Genomic DNA, 21,121 nt, shown 5'->3' with positions numbered 1-21,121 from the left:
GGCACGGCACGGTACGGTTTACAGCAACAGACCGGTGGGCCCCCGGGACCATCAGTGGCCTGCACGACATGGGCGGGGAGCGGGCAGCTCACACGGCATCGCACCGCGACCGCCGACCCAGGCAGACGTGAACTGCGCGTCCGCCGGCAGCGCATGGATCGGCTGCAGACGACGAAGGAGAACTGGTGAGCGATAACGACAACGGCCTCGAGGCGCCGGTGGAGACCACCTCGGTCTTCCGGGAGGAGTTCATCAACGAACTCGATGCCGGAGCCACCACCTCGGGTGAACCTGCCGACACCGGGGTCGAGCGACTCTCCCCCGGTACGGCGCTGCTTGTCGTCAAGCGCGGACCGAATGCCGGTTCGCGATTCCTGCTCGATCAGCCGACCACCTCGGCCGGTCGACACCCCGACAGCGACATCTTCCTCGACGATGTCACCGTGAGCCGGCGTCATGCCGAGTTCCGCCTGGGTGAGAACGAGTTCCAGGTGGTCGACGTGGGCAGCCTGAACGGCACATACGTGAACCGTGAGCCGGTCGACACCGCGACCCTCAGCAACGGTGACGAGGTCCAGATCGGCAAGTTCCGTCTGGTCTTCCTCAGCGGACCCCGCGACGGCGAGAACGCCTGAGCATCGTGTCGGCATCGTCGGCAGGTCAGCGCGGGCAGGGATCGATCTCCATCGGGTCGGTCCTCTCCCTGCTGCGCGAGGATTTTCCCGATGTCACGATCTCGAAGATCCGATTCCTCGAGGCCGAGGGTCTGATCACGCCGGAGCGCGCGCCGTCGGGATACCGGCGGTTCAGTGAATCCGACTGTGAGCGTCTGCGGTTCGTGCTGACCGCACAGCGTGATCGGTACCTTCCGCTCAAGGTGATCAAAGAGCAGCTCGAGGCGATCGATGCCGGCGGCGCGGGCGGTAACGGCGGCCCCCGGCTCCTGTCGAGTGCCCGCGGGGCGGTCGCGCCGGCCACCGATTTCGGCGAACGGGGCGGACGGGTGTCGCGAGATGCGCTCATCGAGCGCACCGGGGCCGACTCCGCATTCGTGACCGAACTGCAGCGCAACGGCCTGCTCACCGCCGGTCCCGCGGGATTCTTCGACGAGGACGCGGTGCGCCTGGTCGAGGCGGCCGCGGCACTCGCGAACTACGGTGTCGAGACCCGACATCTGCGGGCGTTCAAGGTCTCCGCGGACCGCGAGGCCGGTCTGGTCGCCCAGATCGCGAGTCCCATCGCCAAGGGCAAGGGGACCGGTGCCCGCGATCGTGCCGAAGAGCTCGTCCGCGAGATCGCGGCGTTGTCGGTGACCCTGCACACCCAGCTGGTCAAGGCTGCGGTTCGCGGCGTCCTCGACTGATCCCCACTCCGAGGCCGTGTCACCGCTGTCGGCGGGATCGCACGCACCGCTCGCGGGCCGGTGCGGGTGTAGCGTCGGAGATGCGCCCTCGTCGGGTCCCGGAGCGCCCCTTCCCGGACCGGATCGGGGTGCTCGTGCAATACGATGTCCGCTGACCGGACCCGGTGTCCCGGTGTCCGTACAGCAGGCGGCGGCCGAGAAGGAAGCGGGTGCGAGATGAGCGAGATGCGAGTGGTGGGCATTCGGGTCGAGCCCCCGCAGAGCCAGCCGGTGCTGTTGCTCCGCGAGGTCGACGGCGAACGTTATCTGCCGATCTGGATCGGGCAGAGCGAGGCCGCGTCGATAGCTCTGCGCCAGAAGGGGATCGAGCCTCCTCGCCCGCTCACCCACGACTTGATCGTGAATCTGATCGGTGAATTCGGTCAGACTCTCGTCGAGGTACGGATCGTCGACATGCAGGAGGGCACCTTCTACGCGGAGATGGTGTTCGCCAACGACCTGCGGATCTCGGCTCGACCGTCGGACTCGATCGCCGTGGCGATGCGCGCCGACGTGCCGATCATCGCCGACGAGGAGGTCCTCGCCGAGGCAGGTCTGCTGATCCCGGACGAGGAGTCGGAGGATGGGCCGGACGCCAAGGAGGACGAGGTCGAGAAGTTCAAGGAGTTCCTCGACAACGTCTCGCCGGACGACTTCAAGGCCAGCGGCGGCGCCTGACGCCCCAAGGGCGCGCAGTTGCAGTCACATCAGTCACACGAGTCACACTAGCCTCTTATGTCACGAAATGGACACCGCCGGGTAACCGTTCACCTCCATCTCAAGTAGAGGTTGAGGCTCACCGCGCGTCGCGTTGATTTGCCTCCCCGACCGGACATACCGTCACCCACATCGCCCGAACCTCGTGGCGATGACATATGACCGGCCTCCGGACGCGTACTCTGAGCGGGGTACGCCACCGACCTCGTCGATCTGAGGCCGTCCGAGCGTTGCGAGGGAGTGTGCAGTGGGCGATCAGCCGATCGACAACGACGGCCCATCGGGTCCGGACACCACGACGGTGGCCACCGATGACGACCGGTCGGCACGCCCGACGGCGACCCAGGGGAGTCTCGACGACATCGCCCCCGGACTGTTCCCCAACGACACGGTCCCCGACGAACTGATCGGATACCGCGTCCCCAGTGCATGCCAGATCGCCGGGATCACCTATCGGCAGCTCGACTATTGGGCGCGGACCTCGCTGGTGGTCCCGTCCATCCGCGGCGCGGCCGGTTCAGGCAGCCAGCGGCTCTACTCCTTCAAGGACATCCTGGTCCTGAAGATCGTCAAGCGACTCCTCGACACCGGCATCTCGCTGCAGAACATCCGCGTCGCCGTGGATCATCTCCGCCAGCGCGGCGTGGAGGATCTCGCGCGGATCACCCTGTTCTCCGACGGCACCACCGTCTACGAATGCACCTCCGCAGAAGAGGTCGTCGACCTCCTGCAAGGTGGCCAGGGTGTGTTCGGCATCGCCGTCAGCGGTGCGATGCGCGAACTCACCGGCACCATCGCCGACTTCCCGGGTGAGCGGGCCGACGGCGGTGTCAGTGAGACCGCGCCGGAGGACGAGCTCGCGGCTCGTCGCAAGAACCGCGCACGTCGCACCGGCTGATCCACCTCTCGCCGAGTGATCGGAGTCGCAGTCGCGGTGGTCGGGATCGTTCCCACCGACCCGGTAGACTGTCGGCACGTCGCAGCATCACGGGAGAGCGTCACGTCAGGTGGCCGCCGAAGGAGCAACACCTCCTCGTCAAACTCTCAGGCACCCAGGACCGCGATACTGACGACGTCTCTGGAAAGTGACGGGTTCACGCCCGTCCGCCCACGGTGAAAGGTCGCAGGCACTGTCGCCGGCAACCGAATCTCTCAGGCGTCCGGTCCGCACCCGTGCGGCGATGGACATGACAGAGGGGGAGGGCCATCCGACCGATGCACCGCATCGGCCCGCGAAGGGTGACTCATGTCCTCTCCTGCACCGTCTCCGTCCTCTCCCGATGCCGTAACCGCGGCCTTCGTCGACCGACACGTCGGACCCGACGCCGACGAGACGGCGCGAATCCTGTCGGTCCTGGGCGTGGACTCTCTCGACGAGTTGGCCCGGCGGGTCGTCCCGGCTGCCATCGCCGACGATCCCGCGGACAACGGCCTCGCGACACTGCCGGCGCCGCTGACCGAGGAACAAGTCACCGATCGATTGAGTGAGCTGGCGTCCCGGAACACCGTCGCCCGGTCGATGATCGGACTCGGCTACTCCGGCACCCACACCCCGGCGGTCATCCGCCGCAATGTGATCGAGAATCCGGCCTGGTACACCGCGTACACGCCCTATCAGCCCGAGATCAGCCAAGGACGCCTCGAGGCGCTGCTGAACTTCCAGACGATGGTCGCCGACCTGACCGGTATGGAGATCTCCGGATCGTCGATGCTCGACGAGGCCACCGCGGCTGCGGAGGCCATGACCTTGATGCGCCGCGCACAGCGGTCCGCATCAGCGCGGCTGATCGTCGACGAGGACCTCTTCCCGCAGACGCGTGCGGTCATCGAGACGCGCGCCAGGCCGCTCGGGATCGAGGTCGTCGGTGCGGCACTGCATCCCGGTCTGCCCGGCTGCGGTCTGCCCGACGACGACTTCTTCGGTGTGATCCTGCAGGTGCCCGGTGCGTCGGGACGCATCCTCGACGCGGCGCCGATCATCGACGCCGCACACGAACGTGGTGCGCTGGTGACCGTCGGCCTCGATCTGCTCGCCGCCACGCTCGTCACGCCGCCGGGTGAGCAGGGCGCCGACGTCTGCTTCGGCAGCACCCAACGATTCGGCGTGCCGATGGGCTTCGGTGGCCCGCACGCGGGTTACCTGTCGGTGCACTCCAAGCACGCGCGGCAGCTGCCCGGCCGACTGGTCGGGGTGTCCAAGGACGCTGACGACAACCTCGCCTACCGACTGGCGTTGCAAACCCGGGAGCAGCACATCCGCCGGGAGAAGGCGACCAGCAACATCTGTACGGCGCAGGTGCTTCTCGCAGTCGTCGCGGCGATGTACGCCTCCTACCACGGTCCGCAGGGCCTCACGGCCATCGCCCGCCGTGTGCACGATTCGGCCGTCACGCTCGCCGACAGTCTGGCGGCGGCCGGACACCAGGTCGAGCACGGCACGTTCTTCGACACCGTGTTGGTCCGGACGCCAGGCCGATCGGATGCCGTGGTTGCCTACGCCAAGGAGGAGAACGTCAATCTGCGTCGCGTCGACGACGACCGGGTGGCGATCAGCTGTGACGAGACCACCACCGACGCCGACCTGGCCGTCGTCTTGCGCGCCTTCGGCGCCGAAGGCGTTGTGCGCAAGCCGTTCTCACAGCCCATCGAGACCCGCACGTCGGAGTTCCTCACCCACCCCGCGTTCAACCGGCACCGCACCGAGACCGCGATGCTGCGCTATCTGCGTTCGCTGTCCGACAAGGACATCGCACTCGACCGCAGCATGATCCCGTTGGGCTCCTGCACGATGAAGCTGAACGCCACCGCCGAGATGGAGCCCATCACATGGCCGGGCTTCGCCGACCTGCATCCGTTCGCACCCGCCGACGACACCCGCGGAATCCGAGAACTGATCGGCACCCTCGAGGACTGGCTGGTCTCCATCACCGGATACGACCGGGTGAGTCTGCAGCCCAACGCCGGATCGCAGGGAGAGTACGCGGGGCTGCTGGCCATTCGGCGCTATCACGAGAGCCGCGGTGACGACCGCCGCGACATCTGCCTGATCCCGTCCAGCGCGCACGGCACCAACGCGGCATCCGCGGTGATGGCGGGGATGCGCGTGGTGGTCGTCGCCTGCCGGACGAACGGTGATGTCGACGTCGACGACCTGCGAGCCAAGATCGACGAGCACCGCGGGACCCTGGCCGCCATCATGGTGACCTACCCATCCACCCACGGAGTGTTCGAGCACGACATCCGTGACATCTGTGCCGCCGTCCACGACGCCGGGGGACAGGTCTACCTCGACGGCGCCAACCTCAACGCTCTCGTCGGTGTCGCTCGGCCAGGTCACTTCGGCGGGGATGTCAGCCATCTGAACCTGCACAAGACGTTCTGTATCCCGCACGGCGGCGGCGGCCCGGGGGTCGGTCCCATCGGCGTCCGTGAGCACCTCGCGGAGTTCCTCCCGGGGCATCCGCTCGCCCCCGAACTGCCCGGCGACATCACCATCTCGGCGGCACCCTACGGCTCGGCGTCCATCCTGCCGATCACCTACGCATACATCGCGATGATGGGTGCCGACGGCCTGCGACGGGCGACCCTGACCGCGATCGCCTCGGCCAACTACATCGCACGACGGCTCGGCGACCATTACCCGGTGCTGTACACCGGTGACGACGGCCTCGTCGCGCACGAGTGCATCCTCGACCTCCGCCCGCTCACCAAGGACACCGGCGTGACCGTCGACGATGTCGCAAAGCGCCTCGCCGACTACGGTTTCCATGCGCCCACTATGAGCTTCCCGGTGGCGGGGACCCTGATGGTGGAGCCCACCGAGAGCGAGAACCTCGACGAGATCGACGCCTTCTGTGACGCGATGATCGCGATCCGCGGCGAAGTCGACCAGGTCGGTGACGGCGTGTGGCCCGCCGAGGACAATCCGCTCCGGGGCGCGCCCCACACGGCGGAGAGCCTGGTCGGGGAGTGGGATCACCCGTACTCGCGAGAGGTCGCGGTCTACCCGCAGGGGCTTCCGTCAGCGGGTGCACGACCGAAGGTCTGGCCCGCCGTCCGACGCATCGACGGCGTCTTCGGTGATCGCAACCTCGTCTGCAGTTGTCCGCCCATCGAGGCCTTCAGCAGCTGAGTAATGCGGCCGGCGGTTGCGTGGGTCCGCCGGCCGATGGGATGCGAGCGCGCCGCAGCCTCAGCCTCCGGCAGCGGGACTGGTCGCCGCGGACGACGGCTCGGCCGAACTCGCCGGCGGACCGAAGTCACGACCGAAGACGAGGCGGTTGATGGTCAAGACCGCGGGTGCCGGTGGCACCGGTAGCGGCTCGCGGGTCACCGGGAAGGTTACGGTCGGAGTGGGTTCGGGCAACGGGGCATCGCCGCGGAATCCCAACGCCGTCAGGGTCGCGAGGTGTTCGGGCTTCGCCACGTAGTCGAAGAAGTCGGAGACCGCGTCGGTCTGGACTGCCGACACCCCGGAACCGGCCAGGCGGACCACCGGGAAGTCGGCGAATGGGGTGGGACCCGACGGCAGCACCTCGGACACCTTCTCCTCGTTGTCACCGCGGGTCAGTTGGTACAGCTGCTGCTCGGTGATCGGCACCGCGTGGATGCTTGCCGCGGAGTCGTCGGCTGCCTCGGCGATCTGCTTGACCGCGCCGCTCGCCGAGCCGTCGGGTGAGGATGGTGCACCGTCGGTGAGGGCCTCGATACTCGATGCCACACGAGGTAGCGCGGCGTCTTCGGCGGTCAGACTGTCGGAGCGGGTCACCTGCGTCGCGACCGCCTGAGCGGCCAGCGCAGTCGGATCCGACTGCGCCCCGGTCGGCATCGCGAGTCGCAACGATCCCCACTTCGGCAACCCGAGGTCGCTGAGGCTGTTGTCGCGGCGCTGCAGGGTCGGCAGCTGGCCCCAGTCCAGCCCACTCGCGGCGGCCGCCTTGGCCAGATCGGGGGCGGTGGCCAGCACCACCGGCGACGTGACCAGCGAACGGGCGTCACCTTCCACCGCGTCCGGGCGTGCGGTGGTCAGCTCCGACGACCAGACAGAGGACTGCGGCACCCATGCCGATGGTTCGGCACCGAGTGACTTGGTATCCCATCCGCCGACCAGCCCGTCGAGCGTCACCTTCGGGTCACCGGCGCGGACCGCGACGGTGATGCAGTGGTCTCGCACGATGGGCCGATCCGAGCTGTACTGCTTGGCGATCGTCCCGAGGCCATCGGCGAGCCCGGGATCGGCGATGATCGACACGGTGGTGTCGCCCTCGACACACACGCCGGCGGCCGCGTCACCCTGACGCGCGATGTGATCGCCCAGCTGGCGCCAGACGACGACCAGGCCTCCGACCAGGACCAACGCGAGGAGAACTGCGACCACGCCGCGGCTCACGCCACGTCGGCCGTCGCTACTACGGTGATGTGCCAACCCCCGTACCTTCCGTCTCGGGCCACCGGTCGCCCCATGCAGGCGACCGGTTGCCCGGACGCACTGCTAACCGTTGGCGGCTTTGAACTCGCGTCGCTTGCGATGAAGGATCGGCTCAGTGTAGCCGCTCGGCTGAGCAGCTCCGTCGAGGATGAGTTCCTTCGCGGCCTGGAACGCGATGTTGGTGTCGAAGTCGGGGGCCAGCGGGCGGTACGAGGGATCGCCTTCGTTCTGCCGGTCGACCACCGGTGCCATCCGCTCCAGCGCGGCGACGATGTCGTCGGACGAGACGATCCCGTGGTGCAACCAGTTGGCCAGCAGCTGGCTCGAGATCCGCAGGGTCGCGCGATCCTCCATCAGTGCCACGTCGTGGATGTCGGGCACCTTCGAGCAACCGACACCGTGGTCGATCCAGCGGACCACGTAGCCGAGGATCGACTGCGCGTTGTTGTCCAGCTCCTGTCGCTTCTCCTCATCGGACCAGTCGGTCTTGGGTGCGAGAGGGATGGTCAGGATGTCGTCGACCGTCGCCGGATCGCGCTTGGCGATCTCGTCCTGACGCTCGAACACGTCCACCAGGTGGTAGTGCAGCGCGTGCAGCGTCGCGGCCGTCGGGGACGGCACCCACGCGGTGTTGGCGCCCGACTTCGGATGGCCGATCTTCTGATCGAGCATGTCGGCCATCAGATCCGGCATGGCCCACATGCCCTTACCGATCTGTGCCTTGTGCTGGAGGCCGGCGTGCAGACCGGTGTCGACGTTGAAGTCCTCGTAGGCCTTGATCCAGGTCTGGGCCTTCATCTCGCCCTTGCGGACCACCGCGCCGGCACGCATCGACGTGTGGATCTCGTCGCCGGTGCGGTCCAGGAATCCGGTGTTGATGAACACGACTCGGTCCTGCGCGGCCTTGATCGCGGCCTTGAGGTTGACCGTGGTGCGGCGCTCCTCGTCCATGATCCCGACCTTGAGGGTGTTCTCGGGAAGACCGAGCACCTCTTCCACACGACCGAACAGCTCGACGGTGAACGCGACCTCGTCGGGACCGTGCATCTTGGGCTTGACGATGTAGATCGACCCCGTCCGAGAGTTCTGCAGGCCCGCGGCCTGCGCACCCTGCGGCCCGTTCGCCTCACCCCCGGCGCGGGACAGCCCGTGAATACCGATCAGCGACGTGAACAGCCCGTCGAGGATGCCCTCCGGGACCTCGTTGCCGTCCGCGTCGAGGATCGCGTCGTTGGTCATGAGATGCCCGACATTGCGGACGAACAGCAACGACCGGCCGTGGAGTTCCAGATCGGAACCGTCCGGCGCGGTGTAGACGCGGTTCTGGTTGAGCACACGGGTGAAGGTCTTGCCCGCCTTGGACACCTCTTCGGCGAGGTCGCCTCGGTTGAGCCCCAGCCAGTTGCGGTAGCCGACCACCTTGTCGTCGGCGTCGACCGCGGCCACCGAGTCCTCGAAGTCCATGATCGTGGTGATGGCCGACTCGACTACGACGTCCTTGATGCCCGCCGGATCGGTCGAACCGATCGGCGACTCCGGATCGATCTCGATGTCGAGGTGGAGCCCGTTGTGGCGCAGCAGGACCGACGTCGGGGTGTCGGGTGCACCGCGGTAGCCGACGAACGCGGACGGATCGGCCAGGGTCGACGTCGCACCGTCGGCCAGCGTGACGGTGAGACCGCCGTCACCGACGGCGAACGAGACGACGTCGGTGTAGCTGCACTGCTCGAGCGGCACGGCCTTGTCGAGGAAGTCCTTGGCGTAGGCGATGACCTTGTCGCCGCGCACCTTGTTGTACGAGGTGCCCTTCTCCGCGCCGTCGGCCTCGGAGATGGCATCGGTGCCGTACAGCGCGTCGTAGAGCGAGCCCCAGCGTGCGTTCGACGCATTGAGCGCGAAGCGGGCGTTGAGAACAGGGACCACCAGCTGCGGACCGGCGGTGCTCGTGATCTCCGAATCGACACCCGCGGTGCGGATCTGGAAGTCCTCGGGCACCTCGGTGAGGTAGCCGATGTCGGTGAGGAACGCCTTGTAAGCGGCGTGGTCGAATTCACCCGGACCGGCCGGGTGCTCGGTGTGCCACTGGTCGATCTTGGCCTGCAGATCGTCACGGACGGCCAGCAGTTCGCGGTTGCGTGGAGCCAGGTCGGCGATCACAGAGGCCGCGCCGGACCAGAAGGCGTCCTGGTCTACACCGGTGCCGGGCAACGCCTCAGAATCGATGAAGTCGTACAGGACCGATGCGACCTGCAAGCCGTCGACGGTGACGCGATCCGACATGTCAGCCTTCCTCTCGAGTACCCACCACGCCGCTGTCCATCGAGCCGGCCGGTGGCGATCGGCATCCATGCTACTCGGCGGTAATCTGCCGGATCACCTGACGTCTCGGACAGGTTCCGCCCCCGGGCTACCGGACGTTCCGGGCCGGTCAGGGCTGTTCGTGACCGTCATTGCATGGTCATCTGCGGAGTTCTGTCAACCCGTTTTGCGATCGATCAACTCTGCGCACCGTGACACGATGCGGTCGCGGAGAAGTGCTCCGGCGTGCGCGATCGTGGTCTGCTCCCGCGCGTATGCGGCTCGTCCGGCGGGCGTCTCGATCGGCACCGGTGAGTACCCCAGCCCGGTCACGTCGTACGGACTGGCCCGCATGTCGAGTTCACGTGCGCGCAAGGCGAGTTCGAAGGCGTCGGCGGTCAGCTCGGCGGGCAGCAGGGGAGCGAGGGTGAAACACGCGCGATAGAGATCCATCGTCGCGTGGAGGCACCCCGGTTGCTCGACGTCGAGCTGATCGGCCCGTGTCAGCGACCGCTCGTTGCGGCCCCGGGCGGGATCGGTGAAGAACCGGAACGCGTCGAAGTGCGTGCACCGCAGTGGCATCGATTCCACCACGGCGTCGGTCCCGGCCGCCCCGAGCCGCAGCGGCAGAGAGTGCCGCGGGCGATCGGTGCGATAGACCATCGCCCATTCGTGAAGCCCGAAGCATCCCATCCGGGGAGGGCGGGCCGCGGTCGCCGACAACAAGTTGACCGTCTGCCGCAGCGCCCGAATCCTGCTGTCGAGGAACTCCGACGACGCGGTCACGCCCTCCGTCGATCGGTGATACCCGCGGGTGGCGAGCAACTCGTCGGCGGCGTGCTGCCGATCCTCGACGAGGACGACCCCGAAGCCCGGGTGCCAACGTTCCAGATGGGCGGGACGTGACGAGTAGTACGTGAACAGGAAATCGATGACCTGGTGTTCGGCCCCCGCGCGTCGCCGACGGAGATAGGGGCCGACGAGGTCGCCGACGCGCTGTTCGTGGTCGGCACGGCGGGCCGTCCACTGCTCGGGTGCGAGAAGTGTCGGGGTCGCGCCGTGAGTCGTCTCGGTCGTCATGTCAGACCCGATGGGTCTCGTCCCGGACCGTACCGACGAACTCCTCGACCAGGTCGGCCAGCGCGACGATGCCGATGGTCCGCCCGTTGTCGTCGACGACCGCGCCGAGATGCGAACTCGTGCGTCGGAGCGCGCCGGTCGCCTCGTCGAGCAGGGTCGTCGACGCGATGACCGGCAACGGTCGGATCTTGTCGACGCCGATGATCGTCGACGGACCGATCCGCTCGTCGAGGATCTCGTCGAGGACGTCCTTGAGGTGCAGGTAGCCGGTGAATGTGCCGTCGGAGCCGCGAACCGGGAATCGGGAGAACCCCGTCTCCGACACCGCCTCCTCGACGGAGCCGAGTGTCGGGCCGCTGCCACCGCTGCTCGGATTGCGCTGGGTGTCGACACTGCGCATCTCCTCCAGCGGGATCATCACCTCGGTCACGGCGCGACCCACCGACACGAGCGCGCGCGTGAGCCGTTCGTGTTCCTCGGCGTCCAGCAGACCTTCTTGCTTCGACTCACCGATCATCTGGGCGAGTTCGCCGGTGGAGACCGTGCTGTCGAGTTCGTCCTTCGGCGTCACCCGCAGCAGACGCAGGGAGATGTTCGCGGTCCAGTTGTAGAAGGCGATCAGCGGCCGCACCAGACGGATGAAGGCCAGGTGCACCGGCACGAGCAGCATCGCGGACGACTCGGGACCCGCCAGTGCGATGTTCTTGGGCACCATCTCGCCGATGAGGATGTGTAGGACCACCACCAGTGACAATGCGATGGCGAACGAGATCGGGTGCAACAGCGCGTCCGGCACGTGCACCAGGTGCAGGGGCTCCTCGATGATGTGGGCCACCGCGGGTTCACCGACCCGGCCGAGCAGGATCGAGCAGATCGTGATGCCGAGTTGAGCTCCCGCGAGCATGAGTGACAACCGTTCACCCGCGCGGATGACGGTGCGGGCACGGCGTTTGCCGCTCTCTTCCAGTGCTTCGAGGCGATCGCGCCGCGCGGAGATGAGGGAGAACTCGGCGCCGACGAAGAACGCGTTGCCGCCGAGGAGCACCAGCGCGAGCACGACGCCCCAGATGTCCCCGCTCATGACTCGTCGTCCGATCCGACGCCGGAGGATCGCGGACGCAGGGACACCACGTCGATCCGTCGACCGTCCATCTGCATGACGATCGCCTTCCACTCCGGATCGCCCGCGGCTGCGAACTCGTCGTCGTCGTCGGACTCGACCGTGGGCAGTCGTTGCGGCAGATCCACGGAGTCGCCGACGCGGGCGATCCGGCCGAGTTCGTACATGAGGAGGCCGCCGAGGGTGTCGTATGACCCCTCGGGCGCGCGATAGCCGATCGCGTCGGCGAGTTCGTCGAGGCGCAGCAGGCCCGCGCACAGATAGCCGTCCCCGTCCACCTGGACGTCGGCACGCTCGTTGTCGTGTTCGTCGGTGACGTCGCCGAGGATCTCCTCGATGAGGTCTTCGGTGGTCACGATGCCGGCGGTGCCGCCGTACTCGTCGATGACGACGCAGACCTCCATGCCGTCGGCCCGGATCTGCTCCATCAGTGCATCGCCGTCCAGGCTGGTGGGGACGCGTGCGACGGTCCGCGCAAGAGATGCGACGGGGGTCTGCGCCTGACGCTCGGGGCTGACGGTGAAGGCCTGTTTGATGTGGACGACGCCGATCAGGTCGTCGAGGTCGCCGTCGACGACGACCGGGAACCGGGAATGCCCGGTGCGGGACGACGCCATCACGAGGTCGCGGACGGAGTCCTCGCGGTCGAGGCACTCGACCGTCACCCGGGGCGTCATCAGGTCCTCGGCGGTCAGCTCACCGAATCTCAGCGAGCGGTTGACCAGCGCAGCGGTGTCGGCGTCGATCGATCCCTGCTGCGCCGAGGTCCGGACCAGCGAGACTAACTCCTGCGGCGACCGCGCCGATCGGAGTTCCTCGGCGGGTTCGATGCCCAGCCGTCGTACGACCCAGTTGGCCGAGCCGTTGAGGCCTTTGATCGCCCATCCGAACACCGCGGAGAAGAACGTCATCGGACCGGCGGTCGCGCGGGCGACGGCGAGCGGGCGGGCGATGGCCAGATTCTTCGGGATCAACTCGCCGAGGACCATCGACAACGAGGTGGCGATCACCAGAGCGAGGATCAGCGACACCGCCGACACCGCCGACGAACCGAGGCCGATCGCCTCGAGCGCTGGTGAGAACAGATGTGCCAGCACCGGTTCGGCGATGTAACCGGTGATCAGCGTCGTGATGGTGATGCCGAGCTGCGCGCCCGACAACTGGAACGAGAGTGTGCGATGCGCTCGCTCGACCAATCGGGATCGACGGTCGCCGGTGGTGGCCACGTCGTCGGCGATGGTCGATCGCTCGAGAGCGGTGAGCGAGAACTCGGCTGCGACGAACAACGCCGTGCCGAGGGTCAGTGCGACGAACCCGATCAGTCCGGCCGCATAGACGAGGTATTCCACCCGTCACCACCCGCCCGGCAACGGGCGTCCTTCGGCGAAGCCTGCCGTCGTCTGGACGCCGAGCACCACCCGATCGTGGAGTTCGTCCAGACTGCGGGCACCGGTGTAGGTCGCGGTGCTGCGTACGCCTGCGCAGATGTGGTCGATGAGGTCCTCGACGCTGGGGCGTTCCGGATCGAGCTGGATGCGCGAACTCGAGATGCCCTCCTCGAACAGCGCCTTGCGGGCACGGTCGTACGCGCCGTCGCCCGCCGACCTGGCGGCGACCGCACGTTTGGATGCCATCCCGAACCCCACCTTGTAGAGGCCGTCCGAGTCCCGATGGAGGTCGCCAGGGGACTCGTAGGTACCCGCGAACCACGAACCGATCATCACGTTCGACGCGCCCGCCGCCAGCGCCAGAGCGACGTCCCGAGGATGGCGGACGCCACCGTCGGCCCAGACGTGGGCGCCGTGTTCGCGTGCCACGGCGGCACATTCGGCGACCGCGGAGAACTGCGGTCGGCCGACCCCGGTCATCATCCGGGTGGTGCACATCGCGCCGGGGCCGACCCCGACCTTCACGATCGACGCACCGGCCTCCACGAGATCCAACGTGCCGTCCGCCGACACCACGTTGCCCGCCACGATCGGCACGCCCGGATCGCTCTCGGCGAGCGCCGACAACGCGGTCAACATCTTCTCCTGGTGGCCATGTGCGGTGTCGATGACGAGCAGATCTGCTCCGGCCTCCACCAGGGCACGTGCCTTGCCCACCACGTCACCGTTGATGCCGACCGCCGCAGCGATCCGCAGACGCCCGGACTGGTCGACATTCGGCTGGTAGATCCCGTGCCGCAGCGCGCCGACGCGGGTCAACACCCCGGCGAGCCGACCGTCGTCGTCGGTCAGGATCGCCAGACCGACATGTCGATCGCCGACCGCGTCGAAGACCTCACGTGGCGGTGTGTGGACCGACATCGTGGTGATGTCCGGATCGAGGACCTCACGGACCCTCGTGAACCGGTCGACGTCGCGGCACAGCTTCTCGGTGACCACACCGATCGGCCGACCGTCCTCGACCACCACCGCGAGTCCGTGTGCCCGCTTGGGCAGCAGCGTCAGCGCATCGGCGACGGAGTTCTCCGGGGTCAACGTCACCGGTGTGTCGGCGATCAGATGACGGGACTTGACGAAGGCGATCGACGCCTGCGCGGCGGCGATCGGCAGATCCTGGGGGAGGACCACCAACCCACCGCGGCGGGCCACCGTCTCGGCCATCCGCTTGCCGGCGACGGCGGTCATGTTCGCCACCACCAGCGGGATGGTGGTGCCGCTGCCGTCCCGCGTCGAGATGTCGACGTCGAAACGTGACGTCACGTCGGACCGGTTGGGCACGATGAACAGATCGTCGTAGGTCAGGTCATGGGCGGGCCGATGGCCCTCGAGGAATCTCACGATGTGGGTGAACGCTCCTGTCAGGCTTCGATTTCCGACCGGTCCTCGCTCCACAGGGTGTGGAAGGTGCCGGGCTTGTCGACGCGCTGGTAGGTGTGCGCGCCGAAGAAGTCGCGGAGTCCCTGGGTGAGCGCGGCGGGCAGGCGTTCGCTCCGCAGCGCGTCGTAGTACGACAGCGACGAGGAGAACGCCGGGACCGGGATGCCGAGCGTGGTGGCCGTCGCGACCACGCGGCGCCAACTGTCCACCGCGTTCTCCACGGCGTCGCGGAAGTACGGGGCCAGCAGCAGACTGGGGAGTTCCGGGTTCTCGGCATAGGCATCGCGGATGCGGTTGAGGAACTTGGCGCGGATGATGCAGCCGCCGCGCCAGATGGTGGCCAGGTCGCCGGGATGGACGTCCCAGTCGTACTCCTCGCTGCCCGCGGCGATCTGATCGAAGCCCTGTGCGTAGGCCACCACCTTGGACGCGTAGAGCGCCTTGTTGATGTCGGCGATGAAGGTGTCGGTGTCGGTGGGGGCCGCGGCGAGGGTGCCCGAGGCCAACCCCTGGGCCTGCTTGCGCTGGTCGGTGGCACTCGACAGCGCCCGCGCGAAGACCGCTTCGGCGATTCCGGTGGTCGGGATGCCGAGGTCGAGGGCGGACTTGACGGTCCAGCGGCCCGTGCCCTTCTGGCCGGCGGCATCGACGATGACGTCGACGAGCGGCTTGCCGGTCTCGGCGTCGACCTGGGACAGCACCTCGGCGGTGATCTCGACCAGGTAGCTGTCGAGATCGCCGGAGTTCCACTCGCGGAAGACGTCGGCGATCTTCGACACCGGCAGATCGAGCGCCTTGCGCATCAGGTCGTAGGCCTCACCGATGAGCTGCATGTCGGCGTACTCGATGCCGTTGTGGACCATCTTGACGAAGTGGCCCGACCCGTCGGGGCCGATGTGGGTACAGCAGGGTTCCCCGTCGACATGTGCTGAGATCGACTCGAGGAGCGGGCCGAGGGACTCGTAGGACTCCTTGGGCCCGCCGGGCATGATCGACGGTCCGTTGAGCGCCCCCTCCTCTCCTCCGGAGATACCTGCGCCGACGAAATTGAGTCCGCGTTTGGACATCGCGGCCTCGCGGCGGATGGTGTCGGTGTAGAGGGAGTTGCCGCCGTCGATGATGATGTCGCCTTCCTCCATCAGGTTGGCGAGTTCCTCGATCACGGCATCGGTGGGGTCGCCGGCCTTGACCATGATCAGCACCCGCCGTGGCTTCTCGAGCGCGGCCACGAACTCGGCCATCGACTCGGTCCGTACGAAGGACCCATCGTCACCGTGCTTCTCCAGCAGGGCGTCGGTCTTGGCGATGCTGCGATTGTGCAGGGCGACGGTGTGTCCGTGCCGAGCGAAGTTTCGGGCGATGTTGGAGCCCATGACCGCGAGGCCGGTGACCCCGATCTGGGCGCTGCCGGACGCAGAGGAGGTGTCGACGGTGTTCATGGTTCCCAAGCCTAGGGCCTCCGGGTGAGCGAATGGTCGGGGTGGATACCCGAACTCGACCGGACCGACTCGCTGCCTCGGTGCAGGCGTGACTGTGTCACGCCGCGGAGATCAGTCGACTCAGCTCGGTCAGCCAGGGGATCGCCACCGCCAGGGTGGGCACGACCAGGATCGCGGCCGCGGCCGCGTAGGCGGTGACGGCGATCCACGGCGCCGGCCGTCCGCGCGTCAGGCGATGGATACGGGCCAACGTGGTCGGACCGCCGACGGCCATCGCGCCCCGCGGGGCCACGGCGTCGGCGCACGCGACCAGGGCGCGTCCCAGGGTGGTGGGAGCCGTCGCGCGAACGGCCTGGTCGTCGGCGAGAGCCTCGACGAGCAACTCGACTGCGCCGAGGGCGGAATGGCTGCGGACCACGCGCGGGAAAGCCTCGTGTAGAGCGATGAACGCCTCCAGCACCAGGTCGTGTCGTGCCCGCAGGTGGGCGCGCTCGTGGGCGATGACGGCCGTCAGCTCGTCGCGGGAGAGACGCGTGACGACTCCCTCGCTGACCACCACCCGCTGCCGGAGTCCGGGCAGACAATAGGCGAGGGGTTGTGCGACATCGATCATCCGCACGTCGCGGGCGAACAACGGGTGGGTCGCGTCGGTCCGGTCACAGCGATCGAGGATGTCGATCAACTGTCGGTGGACGGCGCGACGTGCGCGGGTGCGGAACCCGACGCGGATGCCGGTGTAGAAGAGTCGGGCGCCGACCATCAGGGTGAGGGCGAAGACGCCGACACAGATCAGCCAGAGAGGCAGACCCATGCGGTCGATCTCGGCCAGCGGATTGGTGGTGGGGGCACCGTCGGGACCGGGCGCGAGCAGATTGGCCGCGATGGCCAGTCCGGTGCTGAACGCAGACAGCACAGCGGCCAGTGCGATGGCCTGCCAGAGCGTCATGGCAGCGCGCGGTGCGCGCAGCGGCCATCGAGCCCGCGACAGGGCCTCCGGCGCCGGGCCGATGAGCACCAGCGTCAGAATCCCGAAGAGCAGGGCTGTCATCAAGCGGTCCTTGCGTGGGCTGTTGGTGATGCGGTGGGTGGATCGGACCCGAATCTATCCGGAGTCCGTCGAACCCCGGGCGGCTTCGAGTTCATCGAGCGCGCTCCGCAGAGCGGCTGCTTCGTCGGCTCCGACTCGACCGACGAACGAGACCAGCGCGGCATGCCGGGAACCCGGGGCGTCGGCCTCGCTGAGGGCGTCGACCATCAGGCTCGCGACCAGGTCCTCACGCGGATGCGTGGGCACGTACTTGTGCGCACGGTCGTCACGGATCTGGGTGACCAGGCTCTTCTTTGCCAGACGCTGCAGCACGGTCATGACGGTGGTGTACGCCAGTGACCGATCCCGGGACAGTTCGGCGTGGACCTGCCGCACCGTCTGCGGTGTGGGACTGGCCCAGAGGGAGTCCATCACCGCGCGCTCGAGATCACCGAGTCCATTCATTCTTCGCATTTTACCGTTGCTTTCCCTGCCGGCCCATGTAGCGCTCAACCTGTGTTCGAAATCGCCGTATTCCCGCCGCTTGACAGGATTGGTAAGGCTAGCCTACATTAATGACACGTCGGACCGCGCGAGAGTCCTGAGGGCTGCAGAGACCCCCGGTCCACGCCACGGTAGGCCCCACGTTCATTGCGAACGTGGGGCCTATCGGTTTCTCGGGGCAGGTCAGGGCCGAGGCTCACCGTCGGTGGGCCACATGCCAGTCTTGCTCTCATGACGGACATCGACAGTGGAGATGCAGCGGAGTTCTTCGGTATGGGATTCGACCAGGGGCTAGGACTCCGGTTCGAGAGCGTCACCGGCGATGAGGTGGTGGCGACCCTGGAGATCACCGCGGCGCACCATCAACCGTTCGGCATCGTCCACGGCGGGGTGTACTGCGCCGTCGCCGAGAGTGTCGCGAGCGTCAGCGGCTACACCTGGTTGCAGCAGACCGGGATCGGTGGCACGGCCGTGGGGGTCAACAACAACACCGACTTCCTCAAGTCGCGCAGCGAGGGCACGGTGACCGCACGCAGCACCCCGATCCACCGGGGTCGGCGCCAGCAGCTGTGGCTCGTCGAGATGGTCGCCGACGACGGCGCGACACTCGCGCGATCTCAGGTGCGTCTGCAGAACATCGAGCTCCCCGCGTCCTCGACCGGTTCCTGACCCCGGACCGACGTTTCCGGTGAACCTCGCACTCGCCGTGCTGCTCTCGCTGCTGTGCGTGATCCGCAACTGACGGTGCGATCGGATTCGCTCGCCGCGCCCGGCGACGGCCCGCGTGGCAGGATGTCGGCTACGCCCGGGCGGGCGGTGGTCGTACAACGGCCGACGGAGAGAGAAGGTACGGGTGCGACTGTCGCCGCATGAGCAGGAACGGCTGCTGATCTCCTACGCCGCCGAACTGGCGCGGCGGCGGCAGGCCAGGGGGCTGCGGCTCAACCATCCCGAGGCCGTCGCCCTCATCACCGACCACGTGCTGGAGGGTGCACGCGACGGTCGGACCGTCGCCGAGTTGATGACCTCCGGGCGGGAGGTGCTCTCCCGCGCCGACGTTCTCGACGGCATCCCCGAGATGTTGCACGACGTCCAGGTGGAGGCGACCTTCCCGGACGGCACCAAGCTGGTCACCGTGCACGAGCCGATCGGTTGAGGGGCCCATGTCGGACGTCACAGGCGACGATGCACACCCCCGCGTCGCAGAATCGGGACCCGGGGACTCGGCAGCATCGGCACGGTCGGGACCTGTGCCGGGGGAGATCATCCCGGTCGCCGGCACCATCGAGCTGAACGAGGGCGCCGACCCGTTGACCCTCGAGGTGCGCAATACCGGGGACCGTCCCGTGCAGGTCGGGAGTCATGTGCACTTCCCACAATCCAACGCCGCTCTCGAGTTCGATCGCTCAGCGGCACACGGTCGACGACTGGACATCCCGGCCGGCACCGCCGTCCGCTTCGAGCCGGGAATCGAGATGTCGGTGACGCTGGTCCCGATCGGCGGGACCCGTGAGGTGTACGGGATCACCCTCGACGCGCCGGGAAGGCTCGACTGATGGCAACACTCGGCAGAGACCGCTACGCGCAACTCTTCGGACCCACCGTCGGCGACCGGATCCGGCTGGCCGACACCGATCTCCTGATCGAGGTCACCGAGGATCGCAGCGGCGGTCCCGGACGTGCGGGCGACGAGGCGGTCTTCGGCGGCGGCAAGGTGATCCGTGAGTCGATGGGGCAGAGCCGTGCGACCCGCGCGGAGGGGGCTCCCGACACCGTCATCACCGGTGTCGTCGTCCTCGATCACTGGGGGGTCATCAAGGCGGACGTGGGGATTCGCGACGGTCGAATCGTCGCGATGGGCAAGGCGGGCAACCCCGACACGATGGACGGTGTCCATCCCGACCTCGTGATCGGCCCGTCGACGGAGATCATCGCGGGCAACGGCAAGATCCTCACCGCGGGCGGCATCGACTGCCACGTCCACTTCATCTGTCCGCAGATCATGGATGAGGCGCTCGGCAATGGAATCACCACCGTGATCGGCGGCGGCACGGGCCCAGCGGAGGGCAGCAAGGCGACGACGGTCACGCCCGGCGCCTGGCACCTCGCGTCGATCTTGCGCGCCACCGACGGTTGGCCGCTGAACATCGCCTTGCTCGGCAAGGGCAACACCGTCAACCCCGCCGCGATGCACGAGCAGATTCGGGCGGGGGTGTCGGGCTTCAAACTGCACGAGGACTGGGGGAGCACGCCGGCCGCGATCGACGCCTGCCTGCGCGTCGCCGACGAGACCGGCGTGCAGGTCGCACTGCACTCGGACACCCTCAACGAGGCGGGATTCGTCGAGACGACGCTCGGCGCGATCGCCGGTCGCAGCATCCACGCGTATCACACGGAGGGGGCCGGCGGCGGCCACGCGCCCGACATCATCACGGTTGCCGCGAGTCCGAACGTCCTCCCCAGTTCCACCAATCCGACGCGTCCGCACACGGTCAACACGCTCGACGAGCATCTCGACATGCTGATGGTGTGCCATCACCTCAACCCGACGGTCCCTGAGGACCTGGCGTTCGCGGAGAGTCGGATCCGGCCGTCGACCATCGCTGCAGAAGACCTGCTGCACGACCTCGGCGCCATCTCGATGATCGGTTCGGACTCGCAGGCGATGGGCCGTATCGGCGAGGTCGTGCTGCGCACCTGGCAGACCGCACATGTCATGAAGAGCAAGCGCGGACCGTTGCCCGGTGACGGTCCGGCCGACAACGTCCGCGCTCAGCGCTACATCGCCAAGTACACGATCTGTCCCGCCGTCGCGCACGGCTTCGACGCCGAGATCGGATCGATCGAGGACGGCAAGCTCGCCGACCTCGTCCTGTGGGATCCGGCGTTCTTCGGCGTCCGACCCGAGCTCGTCATCAAGGGAGGCGCGATCGCATGGGCCGCGATGGGTGACGCGAATGCGTCGATCCCGACGCCGCAGCCGGTGTTGCCGCGCCCGATGTTCGGCGCCGCACCCAAGACGGCCGCCGACACGTCGCTCACCTTCGTCGCTCAGGGCGGCCTCGACGACGGGCTCGCCGACCGACTCGGACTCGACCGTCGATTGGTGGCGGTCACCGACACCCGGTCGGTCGGCAAGGCCGACATGCCGAACAACGACGCGTTACCCGACATCCGGGTGGATCCCGACACCTTCACCGTCCGCGTCGACGGTGAGGTCTGGGACTCCGAGCCGGTGGGGTCACTGCCGATGGCCCAGCGGTACTTCCTGTTCTGAGCAC

General features: G+C 67.7%; 18 protein-coding genes and 1 riboswitch. Of the genes, 9 read left to right on the top strand and 9 right to left on the bottom strand.

Annotated features, from left to right (window positions below; all coding sequences use genetic code 11):
- Positions 1–182: 182 nt before the first annotated feature.
- The 5 genes from garA to gcvP all read left to right on the top strand — a co-directional run bounded on the left by garA (position 183) and on the right by gcvP (position 6,251).
- The gene (garA, locus tag GS4_RS17565) at positions 183–635 is read left to right on the top strand and encodes a glycogen accumulation regulator GarA (protein ID WP_040510921.1); all 453 of its coding nucleotides are present in this window, start codon (positions 183–185) and stop codon (positions 633–635) included.
- A gap of 5 nt (positions 636–640) precedes the next feature.
- The gene (gene ftsR / locus GS4_RS17560) at positions 641–1,363 is read left to right on the top strand and encodes a transcriptional regulator FtsR (RefSeq protein ID WP_007623013.1); all 723 of its coding nucleotides are present in this window, start codon (positions 641–643) and stop codon (positions 1,361–1,363) included.
- Between the two features lie 216 nt (positions 1,364–1,579).
- Positions 1,580–2,080 (top strand): bifunctional nuclease family protein, encoded by a 501-nt coding sequence (locus GS4_RS17555; protein ID WP_007623012.1) that lies wholly within the window; start codon positions 1,580–1,582, stop codon positions 2,078–2,080.
- 286 nt (positions 2,081–2,366) lie between these two features.
- Positions 2,367–3,017: a MerR family transcriptional regulator gene (locus GS4_RS17550; protein ID WP_007623011.1), complete on the top strand. Its 651-nt coding sequence runs from the start codon at positions 2,367–2,369 to the stop codon at positions 3,015–3,017.
- 80 nt (positions 3,018–3,097) lie between these two features.
- Positions 3,098–3,190, top strand: a riboswitch (glycine riboswitch).
- Positions 3,191–3,365: 175 nt separating this feature from the next.
- Positions 3,366–6,251, top strand: coding sequence for an aminomethyl-transferring glycine dehydrogenase (gene gcvP, locus GS4_RS17545; RefSeq protein ID WP_007623010.1), 2,886 nt, complete (start codon positions 3,366–3,368; stop codon positions 6,249–6,251).
- Positions 6,252–6,311: 60 nt separating this feature from the next.
- Here gcvP and GS4_RS17540 read toward each other — a convergent pair whose 3' ends face one another.
- The 9 genes from GS4_RS17540 to GS4_RS17500 all read right to left on the bottom strand — a co-directional run bounded on the left by GS4_RS17540 (position 6,312) and on the right by GS4_RS17500 (position 17,810).
- On the bottom strand, positions 6,312–7,544 hold the full coding sequence (locus tag GS4_RS17540; protein ID WP_040510919.1) for a substrate-binding domain-containing protein: 1,233 nt from the start codon (positions 7,542–7,544) through the stop codon (positions 6,312–6,314).
- Between the two features lie 66 nt (positions 7,545–7,610).
- A complete protein-coding gene (locus tag GS4_RS17535) occupies positions 7,611–9,827 on the bottom strand; it encodes a malate synthase G (RefSeq protein ID WP_007623007.1) in 2,217 nt (738 codons plus the stop codon).
- 195 nt (positions 9,828–10,022) lie between these two features.
- The gene (locus tag GS4_RS17530) at positions 10,023–10,925 is read right to left on the bottom strand and encodes a hypothetical protein (RefSeq protein ID WP_007623006.1); all 903 of its coding nucleotides are present in this window, start codon (positions 10,923–10,925) and stop codon (positions 10,023–10,025) included.
- A gap of 1 nt (position 10,926) precedes the next feature.
- On the bottom strand, positions 10,927–12,006 hold the full coding sequence (locus tag GS4_RS17525) for a hemolysin family protein (protein ID WP_007623005.1): 1,080 nt from the start codon (positions 12,004–12,006) through the stop codon (positions 10,927–10,929).
- Positions 12,003–13,394, bottom strand: coding sequence for a hemolysin family protein (locus GS4_RS17520; RefSeq protein WP_007623004.1), 1,392 nt, complete (start codon positions 13,392–13,394; stop codon positions 12,003–12,005). The genes GS4_RS17525 and GS4_RS17520 overlap by 4 nt, the downstream gene beginning before the upstream one ends.
- A gap of 3 nt (positions 13,395–13,397) precedes the next feature.
- A complete protein-coding gene (guaB1, locus tag GS4_RS17515; RefSeq protein WP_007623003.1) occupies positions 13,398–14,831 on the bottom strand; it encodes a GMP reductase in 1,434 nt (477 codons plus the stop codon).
- A 20-nt stretch (positions 14,832–14,851) separates the two neighbouring features.
- Positions 14,852–16,309 carry an NADP-dependent phosphogluconate dehydrogenase gene (gene gnd / locus GS4_RS17510; protein ID WP_040510965.1) on the bottom strand — a complete coding sequence of 486 codons (1,458 nt, stop codon included), beginning with the start codon at positions 16,307–16,309 and terminating at the stop codon, positions 14,852–14,854.
- A 97-nt stretch (positions 16,310–16,406) separates the two neighbouring features.
- Positions 16,407–17,357 (bottom strand): M56 family metallopeptidase, encoded by a 951-nt coding sequence (locus tag GS4_RS17505; RefSeq protein ID WP_007623001.1) that lies wholly within the window; start codon positions 17,355–17,357, stop codon positions 16,407–16,409.
- Positions 17,358–17,411: 54 nt separating this feature from the next.
- Positions 17,412–17,810, bottom strand: coding sequence for a BlaI/MecI/CopY family transcriptional regulator (locus GS4_RS17500; RefSeq protein ID WP_040510918.1), 399 nt, complete (start codon positions 17,808–17,810; stop codon positions 17,412–17,414).
- 261 nt (positions 17,811–18,071) lie between these two features.
- Here GS4_RS17500 and GS4_RS17495 point away from each other — a divergent pair, with 261 nt between their 5' ends.
- The 4 genes from GS4_RS17495 (at position 18,072) to GS4_RS17480 (ending at position 21,117) form a co-directional block, all read left to right on the top strand.
- The gene (locus tag GS4_RS17495) at positions 18,072–18,509 is read left to right on the top strand and encodes a PaaI family thioesterase (protein ID WP_040510917.1); all 438 of its coding nucleotides are present in this window, start codon (positions 18,072–18,074) and stop codon (positions 18,507–18,509) included.
- Between the two features lie 184 nt (positions 18,510–18,693).
- Positions 18,694–18,996: an urease subunit gamma gene (locus GS4_RS17490; RefSeq protein ID WP_007622995.1), complete on the top strand. Its 303-nt coding sequence runs from the start codon at positions 18,694–18,696 to the stop codon at positions 18,994–18,996.
- 94 nt (positions 18,997–19,090) lie between these two features.
- Positions 19,091–19,396: an urease subunit beta gene (locus GS4_RS17485; RefSeq protein ID WP_007622993.1), complete on the top strand. Its 306-nt coding sequence runs from the start codon at positions 19,091–19,093 to the stop codon at positions 19,394–19,396.
- The gene (locus GS4_RS17480) at positions 19,396–21,117 is read left to right on the top strand and encodes an urease subunit alpha (protein WP_007622991.1); all 1,722 of its coding nucleotides are present in this window, start codon (positions 19,396–19,398) and stop codon (positions 21,115–21,117) included. The genes GS4_RS17485 and GS4_RS17480 overlap by 1 nt, the downstream gene beginning before the upstream one ends.
- Positions 21,118–21,121: the final 4 nt, after the last annotated feature.

The organism is Gordonia soli NBRC 108243, from assembly GCF_000334455.1.
In the GTDB taxonomy this organism is placed as follows: Bacteria; Actinomycetota; Actinomycetes; order Mycobacteriales; family Mycobacteriaceae; genus Gordonia; species Gordonia soli.
Note: the sequence above shows the minus strand (reverse complement) of the source record. Positions and strands in the feature narration are given on the sequence as shown.

Coding starts and splice junctions, on each gene's coding strand:
- GS4_RS17555 (WP_007623012.1), top strand. CDS start 1,580: ATGAGCGAGATGCGAGTGGTGGGCATTCGGGTCGAGCCCCCGCAGAGC.
- gcvP (WP_007623010.1), top strand. CDS start 3,366: ATGTCCTCTCCTGCACCGTCTCCGTCCTCTCCCGATGCCGTAACCGCG.
- GS4_RS17535 (WP_007623007.1), bottom strand. CDS start 9,827: ATGTCGGATCGCGTCACCGTCGACGGCTTGCAGGTCGCATCGGTCCTG.
- GS4_RS17530 (WP_007623006.1), bottom strand. CDS start 10,925: ATGACGACCGAGACGACTCACGGCGCGACCCCGACACTTCTCGCACCC.
- GS4_RS17525 (WP_007623005.1), bottom strand. CDS start 12,006: ATGAGCGGGGACATCTGGGGCGTCGTGCTCGCGCTGGTGCTCCTCGGC.
- gnd (WP_040510965.1), bottom strand. CDS start 16,309: ATGAACACCGTCGACACCTCCTCTGCGTCCGGCAGCGCCCAGATCGGG.
- GS4_RS17505 (WP_007623001.1), bottom strand. CDS start 17,357: ATGACAGCCCTGCTCTTCGGGATTCTGACGCTGGTGCTCATCGGCCCG.
- GS4_RS17500 (WP_040510918.1), bottom strand. CDS start 17,810: ATGCGAAGAATGAATGGACTCGGTGATCTCGAGCGCGCGGTGATGGAC.
- GS4_RS17495 (WP_040510917.1), top strand. CDS start 18,072: ATGACGGACATCGACAGTGGAGATGCAGCGGAGTTCTTCGGTATGGGA.
- GS4_RS17480 (WP_007622991.1), top strand. CDS start 19,396: ATGGCAACACTCGGCAGAGACCGCTACGCGCAACTCTTCGGACCCACC.